This window comes from Oscillatoria nigro-viridis PCC 7112, assembly GCF_000317475.1.
GTDB classification, from domain to species: domain Bacteria; phylum Cyanobacteriota; class Cyanobacteriia; order Cyanobacteriales; family Microcoleaceae; genus Microcoleus; species Microcoleus nigroviridis.
Map to the genome: position 1 here is coordinate 177,806 of NC_019729.1, position 22,064 is coordinate 199,869.

General features: G+C 44.9%; 21 protein-coding genes and 1 pseudogene. 16 read left to right on the forward strand and 6 right to left on the reverse strand.

Annotated elements, in window-relative coordinates; all coding sequences use genetic code 11:
• Positions 1 to 238 precede the first annotated feature (238 nt).
• Complete coding sequence (sir, locus tag OSC7112_RS00760; protein WP_015174129.1) at positions 239 to 2,227, reverse strand: sulfite reductase, ferredoxin dependent; 1,989 nt, start codon at positions 2,225 to 2,227, stop codon at positions 239 to 241.
• A gap of 286 nt (positions 2,228 to 2,513) precedes the next feature.
• Here sir and OSC7112_RS00765 point away from each other — a divergent pair, with 286 nt between their 5' ends.
• Entirely contained in the window at positions 2,514 to 2,762 is a 249-nt protein-coding gene (locus OSC7112_RS00765) for a CRR7 family NDH-1 assembly protein (protein WP_015174130.1), read from the forward strand.
• A 102-nt stretch (positions 2,763 to 2,864) separates the two neighbouring features.
• On the opposite strand, the gene OSC7112_RS00770 is transcribed toward OSC7112_RS00765, so the two are convergent.
• Together OSC7112_RS00770 and OSC7112_RS00775 are read right to left on the reverse strand one after the other, a co-directional pair.
• Complete coding sequence (locus OSC7112_RS00770) at positions 2,865 to 3,245, reverse strand: hypothetical protein (RefSeq protein ID WP_015174131.1); 381 nt, start codon at positions 3,243 to 3,245, stop codon at positions 2,865 to 2,867.
• A 118-nt stretch (positions 3,246 to 3,363) separates the two neighbouring features.
• Positions 3,364 to 4,542, reverse strand: a complete 1,179-nt coding sequence (locus tag OSC7112_RS00775) for a glycosyltransferase family 4 protein (RefSeq protein WP_015174132.1) — start codon at positions 4,540 to 4,542, stop codon at positions 3,364 to 3,366.
• 245 nt (positions 4,543 to 4,787) lie between these two features.
• Here OSC7112_RS00775 and OSC7112_RS00780 point away from each other — a divergent pair, with 245 nt between their 5' ends.
• From OSC7112_RS00780 to serS, 7 genes and pseudogenes are all read left to right on the forward strand, one after another.
• Positions 4,788 to 5,297: a helix-turn-helix domain-containing protein gene (locus OSC7112_RS00780; protein WP_190274310.1), complete on the forward strand. Its 510-nt coding sequence runs from the start codon at positions 4,788 to 4,790 to the stop codon at positions 5,295 to 5,297.
• A gap of 76 nt (positions 5,298 to 5,373) precedes the next feature.
• Complete coding sequence (locus OSC7112_RS00785) at positions 5,374 to 5,988, forward strand: transposase (RefSeq protein WP_015211734.1); 615 nt, start codon at positions 5,374 to 5,376, stop codon at positions 5,986 to 5,988.
• A gap of 627 nt (positions 5,989 to 6,615) precedes the next feature.
• Positions 6,616 to 7,662, forward strand: a complete 1,047-nt coding sequence (locus tag OSC7112_RS00790) for an ABC transporter substrate-binding protein (RefSeq protein WP_015174133.1) — start codon at positions 6,616 to 6,618, stop codon at positions 7,660 to 7,662.
• A 253-nt stretch (positions 7,663 to 7,915) separates the two neighbouring features.
• Positions 7,916 to 9,511 carry a sugar ABC transporter ATP-binding protein gene (locus tag OSC7112_RS00795; protein ID WP_223300729.1) on the forward strand — a complete coding sequence of 532 codons (1,596 nt, stop codon included), beginning with the start codon at positions 7,916 to 7,918 and terminating at the stop codon, positions 9,509 to 9,511.
• Positions 9,508 to 10,512 (forward strand): ABC transporter permease subunit, encoded by a 1,005-nt coding sequence (locus OSC7112_RS00800; RefSeq protein WP_015174135.1) that lies wholly within the window; start codon positions 9,508 to 9,510, stop codon positions 10,510 to 10,512. The genes OSC7112_RS00795 and OSC7112_RS00800 overlap by 4 nt, the downstream gene beginning before the upstream one ends.
• Before the next feature lie 231 nt (positions 10,513 to 10,743).
• Positions 10,744 to 11,397, forward strand: a pseudogene (locus tag OSC7112_RS36770) (iron uptake porin); the annotation flags it as partial.
• Positions 11,398 to 11,855: 458 nt separating this feature from the next.
• The gene (gene serS, locus OSC7112_RS00810; RefSeq protein WP_015174136.1) at positions 11,856 to 13,136 is read left to right on the forward strand and encodes a serine--tRNA ligase; all 1,281 of its coding nucleotides are present in this window, start codon (positions 11,856 to 11,858) and stop codon (positions 13,134 to 13,136) included.
• A gap of 527 nt (positions 13,137 to 13,663) precedes the next feature.
• Here the strand turns inward: serS and OSC7112_RS00815 are convergent.
• Entirely contained in the window at positions 13,664 to 14,680 is a 1,017-nt protein-coding gene (locus OSC7112_RS00815) for a hypothetical protein (protein ID WP_015174137.1), read from the reverse strand.
• 174 nt (positions 14,681 to 14,854) lie between these two features.
• On the opposite strand from OSC7112_RS00815, the gene OSC7112_RS40600 reads away from it, so the two are divergent.
• From OSC7112_RS40600 to OSC7112_RS36775, 4 genes are all read left to right on the forward strand, one after another.
• Positions 14,855 to 15,037, forward strand: a complete 183-nt coding sequence (locus OSC7112_RS40600) for a hypothetical protein (RefSeq protein ID WP_041622301.1) — start codon at positions 14,855 to 14,857, stop codon at positions 15,035 to 15,037.
• Between the two features lie 7 nt (positions 15,038 to 15,044).
• Positions 15,045 to 15,230 (forward strand): hypothetical protein, encoded by a 186-nt coding sequence (locus OSC7112_RS40605; RefSeq protein WP_041622302.1) that lies wholly within the window; start codon positions 15,045 to 15,047, stop codon positions 15,228 to 15,230.
• Positions 15,231 to 15,595: 365 nt separating this feature from the next.
• On the forward strand, positions 15,596 to 15,760 hold the full coding sequence (locus OSC7112_RS39205) for a hypothetical protein (protein WP_190274311.1): 165 nt from the start codon (positions 15,596 to 15,598) through the stop codon (positions 15,758 to 15,760).
• A 436-nt stretch (positions 15,761 to 16,196) separates the two neighbouring features.
• A protein-coding gene (locus tag OSC7112_RS36775) for an IS630 family transposase (protein WP_150111637.1) occupies positions 16,197 to 17,151 on the forward strand; the annotation gives its coding sequence in 2 pieces (ribosomal slippage) (positions 16,197 to 16,540 and positions 16,539 to 17,151; 957 coding nt in all).
• A 142-nt stretch (positions 17,152 to 17,293) separates the two neighbouring features.
• Here the strand turns inward: OSC7112_RS36775 and OSC7112_RS39210 are convergent.
• Positions 17,294 to 17,431: a hypothetical protein gene (locus OSC7112_RS39210; protein WP_015174140.1), complete on the reverse strand. Its 138-nt coding sequence runs from the start codon at positions 17,429 to 17,431 to the stop codon at positions 17,294 to 17,296.
• A gap of 318 nt (positions 17,432 to 17,749) precedes the next feature.
• Between OSC7112_RS39210 and msrA the strand changes: the two genes are divergently transcribed.
• From msrA to OSC7112_RS00860, 4 genes are all read left to right on the forward strand, one after another.
• On the forward strand, positions 17,750 to 18,403 hold the full coding sequence (msrA, locus tag OSC7112_RS00845; protein ID WP_015174141.1) for a peptide-methionine (S)-S-oxide reductase MsrA: 654 nt from the start codon (positions 17,750 to 17,752) through the stop codon (positions 18,401 to 18,403).
• Positions 18,404 to 18,547: 144 nt separating this feature from the next.
• Positions 18,548 to 18,853: a hypothetical protein gene (locus tag OSC7112_RS00850; RefSeq protein ID WP_015174142.1), complete on the forward strand. Its 306-nt coding sequence runs from the start codon at positions 18,548 to 18,550 to the stop codon at positions 18,851 to 18,853.
• 121 nt (positions 18,854 to 18,974) lie between these two features.
• The gene (locus OSC7112_RS00855; protein ID WP_015174143.1) at positions 18,975 to 19,316 is read left to right on the forward strand and encodes a YtxH domain-containing protein; all 342 of its coding nucleotides are present in this window, start codon (positions 18,975 to 18,977) and stop codon (positions 19,314 to 19,316) included.
• Between the two features lie 37 nt (positions 19,317 to 19,353).
• Positions 19,354 to 19,935, forward strand: a complete 582-nt coding sequence (locus tag OSC7112_RS00860; protein WP_015174144.1) for a hypothetical protein — start codon at positions 19,354 to 19,356, stop codon at positions 19,933 to 19,935.
• 18 nt (positions 19,936 to 19,953) lie between these two features.
• On the opposite strand, the gene OSC7112_RS00865 is transcribed toward OSC7112_RS00860, so the two are convergent.
• Positions 19,954 to 21,741 carry a hypothetical protein gene (locus OSC7112_RS00865; protein ID WP_015174145.1) on the reverse strand — a complete coding sequence of 596 codons (1,788 nt, stop codon included), beginning with the start codon at positions 21,739 to 21,741 and terminating at the stop codon, positions 19,954 to 19,956.
• Positions 21,742 to 22,064: the final 323 nt, after the last annotated feature.

The following is a 22,064-nucleotide window of genomic DNA, read 5'->3' on the forward strand; positions in this document are numbered from 1 at the left end:
TTAGAGATTTTTTTTATTTAACCGCAGAGAACGCAGAGAACGCAGAGGAAGAGGGAATGAGAGGAGATAGGCAGGGGGGGTTTCAACTGTTCAAAAAACAATAAAGGCAAAGCATCTACAACCGGAATTTTTTTTACAAATTCAAGTTTTTTTCTGCAAATGCTCTGCCTTTATATTAGTGTTGCCAGAAGTCTATTGAATACAATCGAAAATCACCAAGCGCAAATTGAAAATCGGCTTAAGCTTCCTCCTTAATCTTCTTTAAATAAGTGGAAATCGCTTCTGTAGCTAGCTGCGTGATTGGCTTGCCCTGACGGGCTGCTTCTTCCTTGAGCTCGTTGTAGATTTCATCGCGGACGCTAATTCGACGGCGGACTTTGCCACCGCCAGCAGTGGCAGTCTCGTTTTCCTCGCCGTTACTAGACGTAACTTCTAATTCATTAATCTCAGTTGTCATCGAGTCAGCAGATTGGTAGTTGGTTACAAATTGACGGATAGATTCTAACCCGACGCGATCGCAAAAATTGCCAAAACTCTCGCTCAGTTGCCGTTTTTGCTTGAAATAAACAAAAATCGGCTCCAGAAAAGCTTCAAAATTCTTGACGTGCAGCTTTTCCTCAATTGGTTTTGCCAGCCGCGTTTGATCGGGAGAACCGCCCAGCCAAATCTGGTAGGATTCCGGCGAACTCCCGACAAACCCCAATTCTGCCATATAAGGGCGGGCGCATCCATTTGGGCAACCAGTCATCCGCACCACTAAATGCTCGTCTTCTAATCCCACTTTGGTCAAAAGCGCCCGAATTCGCTCTAAAATGCTGGGAATCACGCGCTCAGACTCGGTAATCGCCAGCCCGCAAGTCGGCATTGCCGGACAAGCCATTGCATAGCGCACTAAGGGGTCGATCGCCGTTTCCCGCTGAATGCCGCATCGATCGAGTATTCCCTGAATTTCCTGTTTGAGATCCGGCGAAATATCGTAAATCAGCACGTTTTGGTGTGGCGTCGCCAGTACCGGCAAGTTGTACTTCTGCACAATTTCCCGCAAAGCTGTTTTTAGCTGAAATGAACCTTCATCCTTGATCCGGCCATTGTCCACAGAAATGCCGACAAACAGTTTACCGTCTCCCTGGTCGTGCCAGCCCAAGAAATCAAAATACTTCCACTCAGGCAGCGGTTTAAAGGCTTCTAGCGGCTTGCCAAAATATTCGGCTACTTTTTCGCGGAACCACTGTACGCCTTTGTCGTTAATCAGGTACTTCAGCCGCGCGTGCCGTCTGTCTGTGCGATCGCCGTAATCTCTTTGCGTTGCTACAATTGCCTTGACCAAATCGTAAACATCATCCTTGGCAACATAGCAAATCTCGTCAGCAACCCGCGCAAAAGTCTCTTCTTTATTGTGAGTGCGGCCCAAACCGCCGCCAGCAAACACGTCAAAACCTTGCAACTCGCCAGCTTTATTGGTAATTACCACCAAGCTCAAATCCTGAGAGTACAAGTCAATTGAATTGTCTCCCGGCACGGTAACGGAACACTTAAACTTGCGCGGCATATAATGGCTGCCGTAAATCGGTTCTTCTTTGTCGCTAAAGATTGTGCCGTTGCCGTTTTTCTGTCTCGCCGCCTTCACTGCGGGGTCTTCCTCGGCCGAAATAGCTTTTTCGCCGTCCAACCAAATTTCGTAATAAGCACCGGTTTGCGGCGTCAGCAAATCGGCGACATTGTTGGCGTATTGCAGCGCATACTTGTATTCTGGGCGATTTTTGTAGGGTGCTGGAGGTGCCATGACGTTGCGGTTCAAGTCGCCGCAAGCTCCCAAGGTTGACCCCATATTTTTAATAATTGAGGAAAACACTGCTTTAAGATTTTTTTTCAACACCCCGTGCAGTTGGAAACCTTGGCGCGTTGTAACGCGGATCGTGTGGTTGCCGTATTCTTCAGATAGCTTGTCTAAGGCTAAGTATAATTGCGGCGGAGTGAACCCGCCGGGATTGCGGGTGCGGAGCATGAACTGATAGTCTTTTTCTTGTCCTTTAACTCGATTGTCGCGGTTGTCTTGCTGGTACGAGCCGTGAAATTTGAGAATCTGAATCCCGTCTTCGGTGAAGTGGGTAGTTTCTTGTAACAGTTCAGTCGCAACGGGTTCTCGTAAATAGTTGCTGCGTTCTTTGAGACCTTCTGATTTAGAGGGCTTGCGCGCAACAGGGGTTGAAGTGGAAGATGTGATCATGGGAATGTATAGTGCCAGTTATAATTAGATACAGCCGATCGAATATTTCTTGACAATTTGACACTTGACAAATTTGCACTTGACAAATCTCCTCAGAAATGCTGTGTCGGATCTGTTGACAACTCGGTTAATAACTAAGTTAATAACGGTAATCCGGTAGGAATTCTGATGTTGTTCAATTGTAACACGATCTAGCCGGGGCTGAAAAATTGTAATTAAGAGTTTATACTTTCGATCGCTTAAGTGTACGAAACTTTAGAAATAATTAACCTCAACCATTGAAACTATGTCACTGTATGACGAAGACACATTTGTGGTTTTAGAAACAAACCAGCCAGAGCAGTTTTTGAATGCGGCGGAACTGTTAGAAAAGCTGAAAGCCGTGTTAACCGAGGAACACGAAGATTTGCCGCAGGACGTGCATAAAATATCTGGCGTAGAAGCTCAAGCTAAGTATTTAATTAATACTTATTGTGAATTAGATATCGGGCCGGGAAAATTTTTGCAGTGGTACGCAGTGCGTCTAGAAAAGTAATTTTGGGTATGGGGATTGGTAATACAGTTAGCCGTTAGCGGTTAACAGTTAAAAGTCAACAATTCTTCAATCTAAAATCCAAAATCTAAAATCTAAAATCGGTTAGTCTTCCAACTGTTGAACCGATGATACTTCAACTGCGGTAACATCGATCGTACCGGGCGGTGTCAAGCGACTAAAATGACCTTCCTCTATTTTCAGAGGTTCGCCGCAGTTGGCACACTGAAACTGAGTTTGATTTAAAGCTGTAAACTCGTATTGACAAACTGGACACTTGTCCTCAATTAAATTGCGTTTCAGCCACCACTGAAGGGCGAAAAAGGCGACTACAGGTGTCAGCAGCAAAAAAGCTACTACAATCAACAATGATTTAACTACCCAACCCAAACCAATAGACACCAACAAACACGCGATGCCCAGCAGTATCAACCAATTGCTAATACGGGGTAGCTTTAAAGAGATTTTGGGGGTGCCTTGGTTCACGGTGGTCTCCTTGGGTGTCTTTGCACGTAGGCATAACTCTATCCTACTCAGAAAATCACGCAGTCGATCGAGTTAATTTCCCCATTGTACACGGAGAAACCGCTCTCTACGTTATCAGTTAATCAGAGTCAGAGGGTTGAAAAATTCCTTGTAAGGATTGACAAAGGGATTCAAAACTAAATCTTGCGAGGGTTTGTTCCCTCAACCAGCGGCGATCGCACCTTTTATCCTCTCCTCGCAGCATTTCCACACAAGCAACCGCTACTGCTGCTGCATCTCGGTGGGGAACTCGCCACCCCAGTTTACCATCTTGCAGCGGATCTGCCGACCCGTCCGCGTCCCCCGCGAGTACGGGTACTCCGCAAGCCAGCGCTTCCAAATAAACTATACCGAAGCCTTCCTGGGACGGCATTACATAAGCATCGGCCAACTGGTAATGTGCTGCTAAATTTTCTGTGGGTACAAAACCCGCAAATATTACTCTTTCGGTAACTCCCAAATCATCAGCGAGTTTGGCTAATCTGGGTCGATCGTCTCCTCTGCCAATAACTAAGTATTTCACATTGGCAAAAGTTTCGGCTATTTGCGGCAAAGCTTGAATGGTGACATCGACGCCTTTGTAAATATCTGTCGATCGCAATCTGGCTACAGTCATCAATATTTTAGCACCAACCAAATTGTACTGCTCTAATAAATCCTGTGGCTTGGGCCGATTCGTAAATATATTTTCATCTACAGTACAAGGCACTATGTGGAATTTTTCGGGATTTAAGTTGTTAATTTCGCAAGTGCGTGAAGCGAAGCTATCCCGTAGGGAATCGCGCGTGTACCTGCTAATAGTCCAAATACTGTCAGCTTGTCTCATTGCTGTTTGATATTTGGGCCCAAGCGGTTCCCACACTTCCTTGCCGTAAGTTAAAATCGTGTAGGGAATTCCCAGCGGCTGGCATAAAGTTTGAATCAGCGGTGCGAGTTTGATGTGACCGCAAAAAACCCGTTCCGGTCGTTTTTGCAGCAAGCGAGTTAGTAATACTGTAGCAAATTTAAGACGGTCAAACCAGGGATTCTCGGTTTTGAGGTAATAAAATTTCAGATTGTTTGACTCGTAAGGATTGTTGCAGTCTGGGTAATCTCGCAACAGCAAAACTTCAGCTTGCGGCGGCGAGTTTGTCGTTGCGGTTATTGACACGTAAGCTTTGAAAATGTCTTTAACGTAGGATTGAATGCCGCCTTCGCTGGCAAATATTTCTAGGAAACAGAATAAGTGATTTGTCGATCGCATCTCAGATTTAGGCATTAACAGCGCAGACAATTATTGCAGTATAGTGATTTTGCTAATCCGGGCGATCGCCATTATCCAGAGCTTTTAAACCATGTCAAGATGACTGTAATTGCAGGTTTTACAGCCAAATATTGAACTTGTCTGCTCTCACCGTTGGCTTTAAGGGACGCTCTGCTTTTTAACTAGGGCTTTTTAACTAGTACACTTGGGCGTGAATAGAGCTACCATTTATATGTAGATGTAGAAGGTAGAACAGATCGATGCCCAGACTAGCCCCAAAGCCATTGCAATTGGCAGAGCCAGAACGAGAGCAACTGTGGCAGATTGTCAACCGTCATCGGACTCCCCAGCAAATTGCCTTAAGAGCCAGGATTATTCTGTTAGCAGACGAAGGATACAATCATCGAGAAATCGCTCGTGCCCTCAACATCAGTCGAGAGATGGCTTCGTTGTGGCGGCATCGTTGGTTAGAGTTGAGTGTCAAAAATCTGGAAGTGGTGCAGCGATTAGCCGATGCCGAGAGACTCGGAGGTCCAATGACCTTCAGCTTAGAACAGATTCTTCAATTATTTGCGCTCGCTTGTGAGAAACCGGAAATATCTGGGCGACCGCTGAGTCATTGGAGTGCACGAGAGCTAGCAGATGAAGCGGTCAAACAAGGCATAGTCACCAGCATCTCCCCTCGTCATGTTGGGAGATTGATGGCAGAAGCCGATTTAAAACCGCACCAGTCACAATACTGGTTGAATCCCCCCCGACCCACAGTTTGATGAAAAAATCAAAGACATCTGTGAGGTCTACCTGAGTGCAATAGAGCGTGCCGAGCGGGGAGAGCGGACGATTTCGATGGATGAGATGACAGGAATTCAAGCCATCGAGCGCAAGTCTGCCGACCGTGGGATGCGTCCCGGCAAACGGGAGCGGCGAGAATTTGAGTATATTCGCCACGGCACCCAAACATTAATCGCGAGTTTTGATGTTGCTCAAGGTCAGGTGGTCGCTGCGACCATTGGCGATACCCGAACTGAGTTGGACTATCTGAGCCACGTCGAACACCTGATGGCTAGTGACCCTGATGCTGTCAAATGGCATCTGGTGATGGATTGTTTGAACACTCATCAATCGGAATCCTTGGTTCGGTTTGTGGCAAAATTTGAAGGGCTGGAGGTTCCTCTCGGGGTGAAAGGGGTATCGGGTATTCTTAAATCGATGCCAACTCGATCCGATTTCTTGCGTGACCCCACTCATAAAATCGTGTTTCACTTCACCCCCAAGCATTGTTCTTGGCTCAATCAGATTGAGATTTGGTTCAGTATTTTGGTTCGTAAGTTACTCAGGCGAGCCAATTTCCTTAGTAAAGCTCAACTCAAAACCCGTCTCCTTGAATTCATCGATTACTTCAATTGCACAATGGCTAAACCCTTCAAATGGACTTATTCGGGCAAAGCATTGAAGAAATAATCAATGGTAGGTTAACTCCCGCCTACGTCTACTAGGGCTTTTTAACTAGCTGCATCGGTGAGTGCGAGACTTTGTTTGCAGTTTACTATAATCTACCGTAATTGACTGTAAACTTAATGATTTTTTACAATATTATGCACCAAACAAAAATTAAGATTTATTGAGTTGGTGCAGCGCGTCCGACCAGACTGGGGATCGGCAGACCGATGCCGATCGGGGCGATCGCATCTTTACTTTTTGGTAAAAGTATGGTCTATCCAAAGATAGATATCGAGCCAGTATGTAACTGTTATCATCAGCAACATAGAGAGTTAAATTAAATATGACTCTGCCAGGTTTAAAAAACAATTTCTGAAAGATTTTGTCTAAATTATTCTCCGAAAATTTTCTCACGCCTTGCTAAAAACTAATGCTCATCAAGCATTAAAAAAATTCAGATAGTTGATTATTTTTGAATCGAGGAGAGAGATTGAATATTCATATCTTTTCCGTTTACTAAAGTAATCTAGCGAGCCGAGCGAGAAAGTTTTACGAGCAGAAAATACACAGGATCTCGTACAATCACGTACAAAGAAAAGCCGCTCACCTAAAACATGAGGTATTTGAGCTTAAACCTGACAAAAGCTAATGTTAGGTTGGCAACGTCATATGTACGAGGGACTCTCTCCAAACGAGCCTTTATTGGAGTTTGAGGTGAAACGAGCAACGATCGCACTCAGTCTTTTTAGTCTACTCAGCAGCACTCTGGCAAGTTGCACCGCAGCTTCCCAGAACGCTCAAAACAGCACAAAACCAAGCAACTCCGAACTTTCATCAGTTGCTGTAGCAGTCCGCGACCTCGGCAATCCATTCTTCGTACAAGTGGGCAAGGGCGCTGAAGCCGAAGCCAAGAAAATCGGCGGTCCAAATGTGAGGACAACTCTCGTTTCCAGCGGCGACGATTTAAATCAGCAATTTAATCAAATCGAAAACTTTATTGCCTCTAATGTCAGCATGATTGTACTCAATGCTGCTGACACCAAAGGCATTGCCCCGGCTGTCGAAAAAGCCAAGCAAGCCGGAATTCCGATAATTGCAGTTGATACCGCCGCCGAGGGAGGCGTTGATGCCACAGTTACTTCAAATAACGTGCAAGCTGGCGAAGTAAGCTGTCAATATATAGCCGATCGCTTGAAAGGAAAAGGCAGCGTTGTGATTATCAACGGGCCTCCCGTCGCTTCAGTAGTCGAGCGAGTTCAGGGTTGCCAGAGTGTCTTCTCCAAATATCCCGATCTCAAAGTTCTTTCCAAAGATCAGAACGCTGAAGGCAGCCGCGATGGCGGGTTGAGAGTCATGAGCGATTTGCTTACTTCCTTCCCAAAAATTGATGCTGTTTTTGCAATTAATGACCCCTGTGCCATCGGTGCAGAATTAGCAGCCAAACAAGCACAAAGGAGCGAATTCTTTATTGTTGGAGTCGATGGTGCACCTGAAGCTTTAGATGCGCTCAAGCAGAAAAACAGTTTATTTGTGGCTACAGCAGCTCAAGATCCATTTCGCATGGCAGCCAAGGCAGTTGAAGTCGGTAACAACATTCTCAAAGGAAACAAGCCAGCCAATCCAAACATTCTGATTCCAGTCGCGCTGATTACTCGCGAAAACGTCAATCAACATAAAGGCTGGACAAGTGAGTGACCAGAGATGTCAACTTAAGCTGTCAGTCCGCCAGTCCGCCAGAGACTGAAGTCCCTGGCTAATAGCTAAAGTCCTCGCTATGAGGACTCAGAAGAAGACTTTTCAAACTCATTAGATCTCTCCCAAAAAGGCTGTCAAGAACAGGCATATTGCCTGTTCCACAAGAATTATGGGAGATGTCTATTAGTCCTCATAGCGAGGACTTTAGCTTTGAGGCAGGGGTTTCAACCCCTGCCGTACAGCGGGAAAGAGCGTGGAAAGTTGGTATCAATGGCAAGTGACATCCTCCTACACCAAATCTACGATGGTAAATAGCACTCAAAATTCAATTAAAACTAAGCCCGTCCTCGAAATGCAAGGTATTACAAAAACCTTTCACGGTTTTACAGCTTTGCACGATGTAAATATCACCGTTTACCCAGGGGAAGTCCACGCCCTCATGGGGGAAAACGGTGCGGGCAAAAGTACGCTGATGAAAATTCTGGCGGGAGCCTACATAGCTGATGCAGGCGAAATCAGAATTGACGGTCAAGCTGTTAAGATGACAGACCCCGGTCAAGCCAGAAATTTAGGGATAGCGATTATTTATCAAGAACTCAATCTTGCCCCCAATCTGACAGTTGCTGAAAACATTTTTATGGGCAGCGAGCTGAAGAAAGGAGGTACATTTTTAGACCAAGATGAAATGCGGCGCAAGGCATCTGAGGTATTAAAAAACCTCGATGCAAATTTTGAGGCTGGAGACCTGGTTTCCACACTTTCAATTGCCGAACAGCAGCAAGTGGAAATAGCTAGGGCGCTCAAAGATAAAAGCCGAATTTTAGTGATGGACGAGCCGACTGCCGCGCTTTCAGAGCGCGAAACAGATAAGCTTTTTGAAGTGGTTCGCCGCTTGCGGAATGAAGGTATTGCTATTATTTATATCAGCCACAGGATGGAAGAGATTTATGCCCTTGCCGATCGCGTGAGCGTCATCCGAGATGGCGGGTATATTGGCTCTCTTGAAAAGCACGAAATTTCGGCCGAACGCCTGGTGGAAATGATGGTGGGCCGTTCTTTACAGGATTTGTACGAAAACAAGCATCAAATAACACCGGGTGCAGTTGTTCTTGAGGTAACAAATTTAAGCGACGGCTACAAAGTAAAGCCTGCCAGTTTTAAACTTCATGCGGGCGAAATTTTGGGTTTAGCGGGTTTAGTTGGCGCCGGCAGAACAGAGCTTGCCCGCCTAATTTTTGGTGCAGATCGGAAGGTAAGCGGTGAAATAAAACTGGAAGGTCGTCATCTCAATGTCTCGACACCCAATGAAGCAATGGCCGCCGGAATTGCTTACGTGCCAGAAGATCGCAAGGATCTCGGACTATTTTTAGAAGCTAGTTCTGGTGAGAATATCACCATGAATGTCCTCGATCGAGAAGCAAAAGCTGGCATTATTAACTCAAATTTTCTGTTGAAAGTTGTCAATGATGCTATTAATAATTTGCAGATTCGCCTTGCAAGTCCGAGCATCAGGGCAATGGATCTTTCTGGGGGAAATCAGCAGAAGTTGCTGCTAGCGCGTTGGTTGGCTATCAACCCAAAGGTACTTTTGCTAGATGAACCGACGCGGGGTGTAGACATTGGCGCTAAAAGCGAAATTTATCGAATTATTAGCGATTTGGCAGCCAAGGGCGTAGCTATTTTAATGATTTCCAGCGAACTGCCGGAAATTGTGGGAATGAGCGATCGCGTCTTAGTGATGCGATCGGGAAGCCTCGTCGGTGAAGTAGGCGGATCGACTGGGGAAGCAATTACGCAAGAGAACATTATGGCTTATGCCACCGGGGCAACAGAGGTAAAAAAATCATGAGTCAAACAGAAGTAAAAAGCACCAGAAATCAATCAAGCGATCGCCAAAAAGCCAGTAAAGCTCAAGCTTGGAGAAATTTTATCCAAGTAGCCGGCATCCTGCCGATTTTGATTGCCATCTGTATAATCTTTTCCCTGGTAACGCCCAGCTTTCTTTCAGTAGGAAATTTGATCAATGTCATTCGGCAAGCATCGATCAATATTGTCCTAGCTACTGGCATGACTTTTGTGATTTTGACGGGCGGGATTGACCTTTCAGTCGGGTCAATTTTGGGCGTGACGGCAGTTGTCGGGGTGCTGGTTTCCTTAGTTCCAGGTCTGGGTTGGTTTGCCGTACCGGCGGCGTTAATAGCCGGAGTATTTTTGGGATTGCTTAACGGCTCGCTAATTGCCTATTTAGGTTTGCCTCCGTTCATCGTCACCCTGGGTTCTTACACAGCTTTGCGGGGAGTTGCTTATTTAGTCGCTAACGGCACTACCGTTATCAATAGAAATCTGAATTTTGCTTGGGTAGGTAACAGCTATGTCGGCCCAATTCCCTGGTTGGTTATTATCGCTTTTCTCGCAGTTTTAGCGAGTTGGTTTGTCTTGCGGCGGACTGTTCTGGGGAGGCATATTTACGCCGTGGGAGGCAACATTCGGGCAGCACGATTGACAGGTATTAAGGTGAGTCGCGTGCTGTTATTTGTCTATGGCGTGAGTGGGTTGCTTTCTGGTTTAGGCGGCATTATGAGCGCGTCGCGCCTCTACAGTGCGACGGGGATGTTGGGGCAAGGCTACGAATTAGATGCGATCGCTGCTGTAATTTTGGGAGGAACGAGTTTCACAGGTGGAATTGGCACTATTTGGGGTACTTTGCTGGGGGCTTTAATTATTGCCCTGCTCAATAATGGACTAACTCTCATGAACGTGTCTTTCTTCTGGCAGTTAGTTGTCAAAGGTCTGGTGATAATTATCGCAGTGACGATTGACAAAGTTCGCACCGGTTCAAGCGCAGCGTAGGGGAAGCCAACCCCCCCAGCCCCCCAAGGGGGAAAAGGAAGAAGGAAGTTCGGCCAAGGATTCTGTAACTAATTTAACGGATGTAACTGAGATATTGCACCTTTCTCAATTACTTGTTTAGGAACGGGCTCTCCGGCCCGTTCCACAAAGAGTGAATTTTTTTGTGGAACGGGCCGGAGAGCCCGTTCTTGAGAATGATGCAATATCGGTTTTTATGTGGAGCTTTGTCCTATGCACATCCAGCATTTTCCTCACCTGATTACTGCTTTTATCCTGGGATCGCCTGCTGTATTTCTGCTAACATCATCCCCAAGTTTTGCTGTACCAATTGATAGATTAGTTGCTCCTGAACCGTTAAATACTTTGACAGAAGACCCCTTCGCGCAGGTGAATTCTGTCTCTCAACTCTCGGATGTAAAACCTACTGACTGGGCGTTTTAGGCGCTGCAATCTCTAGTAGAACGCTACGGCTGCATTGTCGGTTATCCCGACGGAACTTACAGAGGAAACCGGGCGCTGACGCGGTACGAATTTGCAGCAGGATTGAATAGCTGTCTCGATCGAGTCAGCGAACTAATTGCCGCAGGAACAACCAACCAGATTACTGGGGAAGATTTAGCGATCGTCCAAAAGCTGCAAGCAGAATTTGCCACTGAATTATCGGTGTTGCGGGGTCGAGTCGATGCTCTCGATGCACGCACGGCACAACTAGAAGCGAATCAGTTCTCGACTGCGACGAAGCTGAATGCGGAAATTATCGTGGTGGTAACAGATACCTCCGGCAACAGTGTTGGGGATTCGCGCGATCGCACCAACACTATAGTTGCCAACCGGGGGCGATTAAATTTTGAAACCAGCTTCACCGGTCGCGATATGCTGAGAACCCCTGGTGTTTGGGCCGTTGTTAATCCTGAGAATGAGAGCCGCAACGACACTCAATGGGTTTGGTTGCTCCGCACTGGCTTTAACTTTTAACCGGAAAGATATTTTAGTAACCTAGTCCAGAACGCAAAAACCCAGTTTCTTGACGTAATTGCCTCATTTGAGACGATAATCACGATAAACCTGGTTTTTTAGACCGATCGTGCATCCAGGGCTTTAATTCCATGCCACAAAACAAAAAACCCCTACCATTGCTGGCTGGGGTAGAAAATTATCAGGGTGCATCTACTAATATTTGCAACTATAACATACATCTGTGGGGTGTCACCCCTTAAGGGTGACACCCAACGAAAATTTGCAATCAGAATAAGTTATTGTTTAATCTGTAAGTAATTAACAAAACTTCTATATTATCTCGTTCTGTCCCAGCCGATCTAAAATTTAAGATTTAGAATAAATCTGTGCTAGACCTCAAATTAATCCGAGAAAACCCGCAAGCCGTGCAAGAAAGCCTCAACCTGCGCGGAGGTAACTATGAAATCGAGCCGATTTTGCAATTAGACAAACAGCAGCGGGAGTTGGAAGGCAAGCGATCGCAACTGCAAGCCCGCAGCAACGAAATTGCCAAAATAATCGGTCAAAAAAGAAAATCGGGTTTAACCCTCGAATCTCCCGAAGTTCAGGAACTGCAAGCAGAAGGCAACGCAGTCGGCACCGAGTCGAACGAACTGCAAGCACAGGAAAAAGACCTAAAAGCTCAAATAGAAGCTTTATTGCTGCCGCTGCCAAACTTGCCGGCTGCCTCAACGCCGATCGGCAAAAATGAAGAGGAAAACATCGAAATCCGGCGCTGGGGAGACGAATACATTCCCCAAAATTCCGGTATTTTACCGCACTGGGAAATCGGCGAAAAATTAGGAATTATCAACTTTGAACGGGCAGTAAAAATCGCTCAGCCCCGCTTTGTGAGCTTAATGGGAGCCGGGGCAGCCCTGGAAAGAGCGATTATTCAATTCATGCTCGACCGCCACACAAAAGCCGGTTATGTAGAAGTTATTCCCCCATTTTTAGTTAACACTGAATCCCTCACGGCTACGGGTCAATTACCCAAATTTGCTGAAGAAAGTTTCAAGTGCGACCAAGATGATTTGTGGTTAATTCCTACTTCCGAAGTTCCGGTTGTCAATTTGTACAGAGGTGAAATTTTGACAGCAGAACAGTTGCCCATTTATCACTGTTCTTACACTCCTTGCTTTCGCCGCGAAGCTGGCAGTTACGGCAAAGATACGCGGGGATTAATTCGATTGCACCAATTTAATAAAGTTGAATTGGTAAAACTCGTGCATCCGAGTACCTCCGAGGCAGAGCACGAAAAGTTAGTGCAGGATGCTGAGGGAGTTTTGCAGGCGCTGAAATTGCCTTATCGGGCGATCGCGCTGTGTACCGGCGACTTGGGTTTCGCGGCGACAAAAACCTACGATTTAGAGGTGTGGCTGCCATCTGCAGGCAAATACCGCGAGATTTCCAGTTGTTCCAACGTGGCAGATTTTCAGGCGCGGCGGGCAAATATTCGCTTTAAAGAAGCGGGTAAAAAAGGCACTCAATTCGTTCACGCGCTGAACGGTTCCGGTTTAGCTGTGGGCCGCACAATGGCGGCTATTTTGGAGAATTACCAGCAGCCAGACGGAACTGTAAAAGTGCCGGAAGCTTTGCAACCCTATTTGGGACGGGAAGTTTTATAGACAAGTTTGTAGTTAGATCAAATCTGTTAGCCTGGGAATTATTCCTCTCTCTATTCTCGACTTCTGCGTGAATCTGCGTGAATCCATTGTAATCGGCAGTTCATAAATTCTCTTTTTTTAACCGCAGATGAGGGCGGATTAACGCGGATTAACGCAGATGAATTAGAGCGAGTCCGTTTGTACCGTTCGTGGTTGAATGTTGACTGGATTTTACGCCCGACGATGCTACCGGATTTGATATTACTGGGCGATTGAAATCGATCCTACACAAACTTTCGTCCCAGCAGAAGCGGACTAAAAAATAACTTAAAACGCGAATGCTGTTAGATCCCCGACTACTTCGGCGAATTCGGGGTTCTGGGTGTTCTATGTTCGATCGACTTCTTCGTTCTTCTACTTAGGGATGAGAATTAAATAAAATCCACTTTTCATGACTGTTGTGGGATGGGCCTATGAGCCCGTCCTTTCTGGGCGGGCTCATAGGCCCATCCCACAAGAAAAAATGGAAATTATTTAATTGACGATCCTTACAGTTGGAGCAACGCTTCTTTGATATTTAATGCTAAAAATCTATCTAATGCTAGATACATCCAATAAACAGATAACTGGCTATCGCTGCTAGTCTTTTGAAATCCCAAAGCCAGGGCCTGTTTTTCGTACATGGGGTGAATCATCAGCGTGTACAAGTCGCAAAGATTCGGAAAATCTGTTTGCATTTCGCCTAAAACTTTCTGTGTGTCTTCCAGAAAAGTAATCCGGTATTCTGACAAATACTGCGGCTCGATCATCCAACTGCGGACAAATACTGACTGGCAATTTCGATCTCCTGGTAACGCCATCTTGAAAGGATCGATGTCGGAAATAGAACTTAAATGAAGGCTTTTGCTAGGAGCGTTAAAAAAATTGACTTCCGATTCGCTAACTGTGGGATAAAGTAAGTAAAACCCGACTGGATTGAGGTTATCTGAGCGCCGCAAAACTCGCATTCCCTTTGAGTATTGACTGGCCAAAAGCCGGAGGATTTTAGCAATTTTGTAGGGAACGGCGTTAGTGTTGCGGTTCATCCAGTTGTAATTGGTGGCTAATAAATTGGCAACGGGAATCGCGTCGCACCGAGGGTCAAAATTATCTAATTCCAGTTGGACGGGATTTTGAGATTCGGGGAAATTTAAAAGTTCTGGAACGGGTTGAATTTCTATTTCGGTAGTGTTACCGTCAAAATGTTTTTTAATTAATCCCAGGGCTGCTAATTTATCTAACATCATTCCGGCGGCGCGATCGCTCCCGCGATCGGAATCGGAGTAAAATAGTTCGGCGGCTTCCCGGTGAGTGCACTGCACTTCTGTTGCTGGCACTTCCAGTTTCGCCAGCGGCGGTTTGAGGCGGGGCTGATTTTCCTGAAGCTGTTTCACCAATAAATAAATCCACAGCCTGATAAAGCATTCAGCCCTAGTGCGAGTTACGCCGACTCGTTTCATCAACAGCGAGACAGCCGTGCGGCGTTGAGATTGAGAATACCAAACATTTATTTCTTCAAAATCCATTGTAGTTGCCAAGCAGTGAAGGAACTATACTTACATATTGGCTCACTTTCCCAAAAAACTTCACCATGCTTCAGGTGACTTGTGCTCGCTGTTGCTCGATTTCTGTGATTTCGAGAAGCTTAACAAGATGGCTAGTTTCTCGTTGCAACTTCACTATTTGAAGCAGAGACTTCAGTGCAAGCGGGAAAACCCCTGCCTTTCGATACAGAATTTCTGCGCTGGATGCTCTCCGACGGTGCCGGATCGTTGTTGCTGCCAAACCATCCCAACTCCAGGGGAATTAGTTTAAAAATAGAATGGATTGAACTCGTTTCTCACGCCAACGTCTATCCAGTTTGTATTTATTCAGGATTCTAAAAGCTGGTTGGATTATTCTTCCTACCTCGATGCAGCCACAGCGGGAGATTTTGACTTGCGGCAAAATATTCGCTTGCTGAACAATATAATGAAATTAGGTGTTGAAGGTTGGCTGCGGTTGATTAAAGCCGGGAGAGTTTGTCCGCAGGAAATCGACTGGCTGCTGTACCACTATTCGTCTCACTTTTTATAGGGATAAATTGTAGAACTTCTGGCACAAGCAGGCTGCATGATTCCTGAAGACAACTGGTTTACTAACGGGAGCATATCAATGAAACTACCCCAGCTATAAATAGGAGTTTTGAGGCTCTATTGCTGCGAGTAAATAGCCAGAATGACGGAGCCAAAATAAGTGTTTTTACAAACATGATATGCTCATTATAAACTTATAAACTCAGGCAAATATAGGTTGTGCTTGGATTTATTTAAGGCTATAAAAATTGTTCAATTTTGGCAAGAAGTTGCTGCCCGGGCAGCAAAAAATTTTTTGTCCCAGAAAGCTGCCGTTTTACAACGGCATACATGATGTTATTTGCTAGGAAAAATACCAAGAAAATTATGATTTTTAAAATTTATAACTTTCTTGAGTTGCCCGACTCTTCGACTCTCGAAAGCGTTAAACCGGAACAACCCAACTCTCCGCAAGCTTATTCGTTGCGGGAGTTAGTATGGATTTGGCTGATGTCAGCGATATTACCGGAAATTTCGACTGGAATCATGTAATTGTCTACCGCCATCCGCTAGGGCAAAACAGTCGGTTTAATGCGGCACGCGACTTGTTTTTGCACGGGATCTAGAAATATTTATAGCGATATTTGAAATACAAAAAGAGATGAAATAAGCTGCGATTAAATAACCCTAAATACCGTAGGGCGGGTTGTGCCAATAATATTTAATAACAGCAAACAATCTACCTAAACCCGCCCCACGCAACTAATCATCTACGTCAACCATTTATTTGATATAATAAAAAAATGTATAGCATTTATCAGAAAGATGAGGTATGATATAACTGACTTGAACGGAGTGAAAAATATAGAACCCCAAAATGTTATGCAGCTCTAATTAAATGGAGCGCGAGCGAACAATCGCTCGACCCACAGCAGTCACTCGAATGACAAATATCAAGGATTTTAGTAAGTATCACACATTAGTAAAAATGAAAACTTATTCGATTGATTTTAGACAAAAAATTATGGATGTGTACCATAATGAACCGCTGTCACAAAGAGCAATAGCTAACCGTTTTTGTGTGGCCCTAAGTTTCGTCCAAAAATTGGTTAAGCAGTATCGTGAGACCCAAAACATTGCTCCTCGAACTGAGCGATGCGGAGTCAAATTGAAACTCAATGCAGAACAACTACTGATTTTAGCCGAATTGATTGAAGAAAATAATGATGCAACTCTCGAAGAACTCCGTTATTTACTGTACCAGAAAATTGGTTTTACCATCAGCGTGGCAACGATGGGAAGAATGGCAAAACTCTTAAACATGACTTTTAAAAAAAACTCTCTTTCCGAGCGCGAAAGGCACTGACCGAGTTCAGGGTCTGCGATATGAGTTCTGGCAAAAAGTCCGAGAAGTTTGTTTTAAAGACTTAATATTCATTGATGAATCAGGAGTCAACTTAGCAATGGTTAGGTTATATGCTCGTTCTCTAAAAGGTTCAAGGGCTCGGGGACAAAAACCAAATAAACGGGGGAAAAATGTCTCAATAATTGGAGCTATATCAGTCAATGAAGTCCTAACATCAGTCAACTTAATAGGTACAACTGATACAATTACATTTGAGGCTTTTATCATCCGAAAGCTCGTACCAAAACTCTGGAAAGGTGCTTGTGTAGTGATGGACAATTGTACTATTCACACAAGCGAAGAAATAGAAAAAGCCATCAAAAGTCAAGGGGCAAAAATAATATACTTATCACCATATTCGCCCGACTTCTCACCAATTGAACATTTATGGTCAAAACTCAAAAACATTCTCCGTTCTATCAAGACGACTAATTACCGAGAATTAGCAAAAGCGATAGAGTTTGCCTTCAATCAAGTTACATTATCCGATATGAGGAATTGGTTTACTCACTGCTGTTATTGTACCTCATCTTTATGAGAAACGCTATATATTCCACTTGACCGTTGAGCGGGGCGGGATTACGAGATTGTTGATTTTAGGCAGAGATGGTTGGTAAAACCCGCCCCTACGCAATCGGAAATTATAGTTGATCTTTCAGGTATAAAATTAATAGGAGAACTCAAGCTGCTCCTAGCTGTGCTTGTTCTACTGCTTGGGGCAAAGTCGGATTTACCACAATCCATTTGCCTGTAATCGGGTCGCGATAAGTAATAAACGGATTAGATTTTAAAGGTTGACTGCAAGGTTTAGCGGCCATTTCTACACACTCCCAATAACTGGTATTGAATAACTACTACAACACCATACTTTTAATAATCGGATATTTTGCCTAAAATCCGCGTGATTTCTAGCTCAACAATAGGTGATATTTTAGGTATGTTTTGGTGACATATAACACGGCATAATGTGATTTAAAACTGCGTTGGCAGTGAGCCGTATCACCAAAAACCTTCCGTAAAAAAAATCTGCCTTCTGGTTTTTACCTTCTACCTTTAAGAGGGCCACTATTTTCAGTATACATCTGATATTATTAAGTAAGGTAAAGACGTTTATCAGAGATCCCCCTTACAAACTTATGGTGCTATTTGGATTTGGCAAAAAGTCGAGCCTGCCCTCTCCCCAAGAGGCCTTGCCGGGACGGGCAGAGTCGATGTCGGTACCGGCAAGTCACTTTGTTAACGGCAATCCGCTCAAACCTCCCTTTCCAAACGGTATGGAGACTGCCTTGTTTGGCTTGGGCTGTTTTTGGGGAGCGGAACGCAAATTTTGGCAGCAAAATGGAGTTTTTTCGACGGCTGTTGGCTACGCAGCCGGGATTACTCCGAATCCTACTTACAACGAAGTTTGCAGCGGGATGACGGGGCATAATGAAGTAGTTCTAGTTGTGTTCGATCCCAAAGTAATTAGTTACGAAACGCTGCTAAAAGTTTTTTGGGAAAGTCACAATCCTACTCAAGGAATGCGTCAGGGCAATGATTCGGGTACTCAGTACCGATCGGGAATTTACACGTATTCAGCCAGCCAAAAGCAGCTAGCTGAAGCTTCGCGCGATGCTTACCAGCAGGCTTTGAGTGCGGCCGGTTACGGCAAGATTACTACTGAAATTATTGATGCTCCTGAGTTTTATTACGCAGAAAGCTATCATCAGCAGTATCTTGCTAAAAACCCGAACGGTTATTGCGGTTTGGGCGGTACTAAGGTTTGTTTGCCTGCTATGTCTCAGGCTTAAAACTTTTACAAAGGGTATCTTGGGGCTGTTGCAGTCCGGCAGTCTGGCAGGGGTTTAAACCCCTGCCTCAAAGCTTAAGTCGTCTGAAGACGACTGAAAGGTTATTGAGATGGTCAAAGGGATTAGTTGAAAGCAGGTAAAATAATGCTGGCTGGTGTGGTAATTATCAACTTAATGATATCTCTGGTCTGCTTTTATATCGCTGCGAAGGTGTGGAAAATCAGGCGGAAGATCGCACTTTTTGAAATTCGGATCGCAGCAATCGAACGCTGTAGCAGCAATGTCCTCAGTATGTCGCCGGATTTCCTTGGTAAAAGGCAGCAAGGTACCCGCCAACTGCGACAGCGTTATCAACAACTGGAATTGCAACTGCAACAGGTTCAGCAACTTTTGGGATTGCTGGGTTTGGGACAGATGCTTTGGTCCAGGCGCGATCGACGTTTGAGGTAAGCTATCCTAAAACTGCCGCCCGTGCTGACTCCCTAGGGTTTTCAACAAGATTTCTACCTTTGTAAAGGGCTGCGATCGGGCAAACGTACCTAAAATTGGTGTATTGAGAGAAGTTATAAAAATGTCAACTAAACGTTCAGGATTATTTATTGGCGGTTTGCTTGTGGGTTCTGCGATCGGGGCCGTGACTGGGTTGCTGATGGCACCGCGACCGGGCAAGGAGACGCGGCAGATATTGAAAAAATCTGCCGATGCTTTGCCGGAGTTGGCGGAAGATTTATCGACTAGCGTGCAGTTGCAGGCCGATCGACTTTCTGAAACTGCAATCCGAAATTGGGACGAAACTTTGATTAGACTCAAAGAGGCGATCGCGGCAGGTTTGGAAGCGACTCAGCGGGAACGCCAAACACTGACGGAAGCTGAAGCTGAAGTGAGTCCCCCGTCGCGCCCTCCCATCCGCTAAATGGCATGAAATTCTCCACCCCCAATCCCAGATTCAAGTGAGCGATCCCATATTTTGGCTAGGACTTTCGATTTTGCTAGTGGCAGTTAGCCTGACTGCTGTTTTAGTGACTTTAATACCTGCGGTACAAGCGCTGGCACGGGCGGCCCGCAGCGTGGAAAAGCTCGCTGACACGCTTTCTCGCGAATTTCCGCCTACTTTGGAGGCGATTCGGTTGACGGGGCTGGAAATTAGCGAGTTGACAGATGATGTCAGCGAGGGAGTACAAAGTGCGGGCGAGGTTGTCAAACAGGTCGATCGAAGTATTGGTAGCGCCAAAAAGCAGGCGCAAAACGTACAGGTAACTACTCGCAGCGTGGTGACTGGGATTAAGGCTGCTTGGAAAACTTTAACTCGCAAGCCGCCGATTTCTGGGACAAATCGCCGTTCGACAGATAGATTGTCACCGAGTCAAAGAAGTGCGATTTCGCTGAGAGATTCGAGTTTGGAGGATAGGTATCCTGGGGGTTACGGTGCTGGTGCGAGTAATGGGGAATTGTCCAGGTTGAGGAGTAGCGAGGGTTCTAGTTTGCCGGGGGATGCTGAAGAGTTTGAGGAAGTGCGATCGAACGATTCTTGATTGCACCCAAATTCCTCATCATCCTTCAACAGCACAGCCATCCCACCAGCAAGGATTCTTATCAATAAAATCCATCAAAGCATCATACTTAGGCGAGCCTTTTTGTTCCACATACTCCAAAGCCCCCCAACTTCCCCACTTACTAAATGAACTCACATCCACAAAGTGCATGAAAAGACTGCCTCCAGCTTGTTTCCAACTATTGAGTAATTGAGTGTACAGATCGTACATTTCTGGACGCCTATTTAATTCCATAAAAAACTTCGTCATTTTTTCGTTATCCTGAACTCCTTCAATACCCACAATATGTTGACCCCCCTCGTAAACAAATAACTTGAGACCTTTTTTTTGAGCCACATCTAAAAAATACTTAAAGTCATTCTCAACATCGGGCAAACTATCTTTGAAGCCAGGAAATAACCCGCCCTCTCTTAATTGTTTAAAAGCTTTGCCAAACCCGCCATCTGCGTCCTTCAACCAAGACTCTACTGTACTGAGACTTTCTTTCCCGCCCAAGTTTCCGCTAAAATATCCAGCTATGGCTAAGGCATCAATACCGTGTTGATAACAAGGTTTATTGCCTTCAGCCACCCAATAGGAACACTCTAAAGCATAAGTTTCTAACTCTCTCCAAGCTCTTTGAGTTCCTAACACGCAGACAACTCGATTCTTTTGGTCCCCAAAAACCCCTTTCCAGATATCGCACATTTGAGCACTACGCATTCCGTGCCATTGCATAAAAGCATCGCCTTTATCTCCCCACTTCGCTTTACCTTGTTCCAAAGCATAATGCGATTGTGGAAATGACCAATTCCAAACCTCATTAGAATACTCTACATTAACTTTCAGCTTTGGATCTAAACTATCTTTGACCATTTTAGCAAAGTTAGTCATATATTCATCCGTAGCCTGATGCGGCATATTAAACCAGGGTTCTGCTTTGATTTTGTTAGCTAACTTCACCATAACTTCTATGGGAACATTTCCTCTGTAAGCATAGGATATACTCTCTGGTTTAGGTCGGTTTGACCAGTCTTTTTGTTCCGAACCATTTGTCGCCATCCAGTCCATAAAACGCAAGACTCTAAATTTTTTAATCTTGTCTATAAACAGCGGATTAAATATTTCACCGCTTTGATAAAGCTGTTCATCCTGGGAGTGAACAACTTTAATATTGCGGATATAGTTCCCTGTTTTCTTGGGATCGGTAGCAGTAATTGTAATCATGATGCCTCCGCCTTGTGTGGCATCTACATTAATGATATCCCTCCCGGGTTTCGACGCAGCCTCATCTTTTTTGGCATCAAAGCCATATTCGATCGCACCTTCACCCTCATAACTAACAATATATTGCCCTGAAGGATAGCGATTGGGGATTTCCCTAAGTAATAGCGTACTTACCCTAGTATATTTAGGAGCATCTTCGGGGGATGGGAGAGACTTCACCCACCCATTTTCATCAAGATTTAAAAGATTATACTCCTCTGTATCCCATTCACCTTTACAGTTTGGTTGTCCGCTGACGCATTGAGTTATCCATTGTCTAGAAGATTTGAAAGCATCTAAAAAGGGTAATTGTGTGGAGTAGTCAGCAATACCATTAAGCCCTACTCCTAAAGAAGAGCGAGAATTTGACGTATTTTGTACATCTGTACGCACAGCTACTTTGTTATCTGTTTGCCGTGCTGCTGTGGGAGCAATATTAGTTGTTAAAGCCCAACAGCCGGGAATGAAAATGACAAAAATTAATAAACCCAGCACAAAGCCCAGAGCTTTGTTGTTCGATCTGATACTTAATCGAGACATAAATTTGACTGATTTTATTGTTTCAGGTAAAATCCGAGCGGTAAAACAGTTTTAATTTTGATATCTTATCAAAAAGTTCCTTCTAAAACTATCAGCTATAAGATTATTAACATTTTTGCCTCTGTGTGGAGGGGCGAGATCCCTTTCTGTCCCCAAGTGCGATCGCCCATCTAACCGTTTTTAGCCAAATCTTCTGTTTTCGGAGTTTCTGAAGTGGAGGGGAATGTTAATTGGATGTTAATATCCATTGATATTGTACTTTGCTCCAGCCAAGCTATATTAACTATCTTTATTAATGCTTCTGTAGGTACAGAATTATTTAT

What these genes read in the sequence shown, in the direction of transcription:
- OSC7112_RS00765 (WP_015174130.1), top strand. Translation starts at nt 2,514, where the DNA reads ATGTCACTGTATGACGAAGACACATTTGTGGTTTTAGAAACAAACCAG.
- OSC7112_RS00775 (WP_015174132.1), bottom strand. Translation starts at nt 4,542, where the DNA reads ATGCCTAAATCTGAGATGCGATCGACAAATCACTTATTCTGTTTCCTA.
- OSC7112_RS39205 (WP_190274311.1), top strand. Translation starts at nt 15,596, where the DNA reads ATGATTTTTAAAATTTATAACTTTCTTGAGTTGCCCGACTCTTCGACT.
- OSC7112_RS00800 (WP_015174135.1), top strand. Translation starts at nt 9,508, where the DNA reads ATGAGTCAAACAGAAGTAAAAAGCACCAGAAATCAATCAAGCGATCGC.
- OSC7112_RS00850 (WP_015174142.1), top strand. Translation starts at nt 18,548, where the DNA reads ATGCTGGCTGGTGTGGTAATTATCAACTTAATGATATCTCTGGTCTGC.
- OSC7112_RS00785 (WP_015211734.1), top strand. Translation starts at nt 5,374, where the DNA reads ATGGATGAGATGACAGGAATTCAAGCCATCGAGCGCAAGTCTGCCGAC.
- sir (WP_015174129.1), bottom strand. Translation starts at nt 2,227, where the DNA reads ATGATCACATCTTCCACTTCAACCCCTGTTGCGCGCAAGCCCTCTAAA.
- OSC7112_RS00790 (WP_015174133.1), top strand. Translation starts at nt 6,616, where the DNA reads ATGTTAGGTTGGCAACGTCATATGTACGAGGGACTCTCTCCAAACGAG.
- OSC7112_RS00780 (WP_190274310.1), top strand. Translation starts at nt 4,788, where the DNA reads ATGCCCAGACTAGCCCCAAAGCCATTGCAATTGGCAGAGCCAGAACGA.
- msrA (WP_015174141.1), top strand. Translation starts at nt 17,750, where the DNA reads ATGGTGCTATTTGGATTTGGCAAAAAGTCGAGCCTGCCCTCTCCCCAA.
- OSC7112_RS00815 (WP_015174137.1), bottom strand. Translation starts at nt 14,680, where the DNA reads ATGGATTTTGAAGAAATAAATGTTTGGTATTCTCAATCTCAACGCCGC.
- OSC7112_RS00865 (WP_015174145.1), bottom strand. Translation starts at nt 21,741, where the DNA reads ATGTCTCGATTAAGTATCAGATCGAACAACAAAGCTCTGGGCTTTGTG.
- OSC7112_RS39210 (WP_015174140.1), bottom strand. Translation starts at nt 17,431, where the DNA reads ATGGCCGCTAAACCTTGCAGTCAACCTTTAAAATCTAATCCGTTTATT.
- OSC7112_RS00855 (WP_015174143.1), top strand. Translation starts at nt 18,975, where the DNA reads ATGTCAACTAAACGTTCAGGATTATTTATTGGCGGTTTGCTTGTGGGT.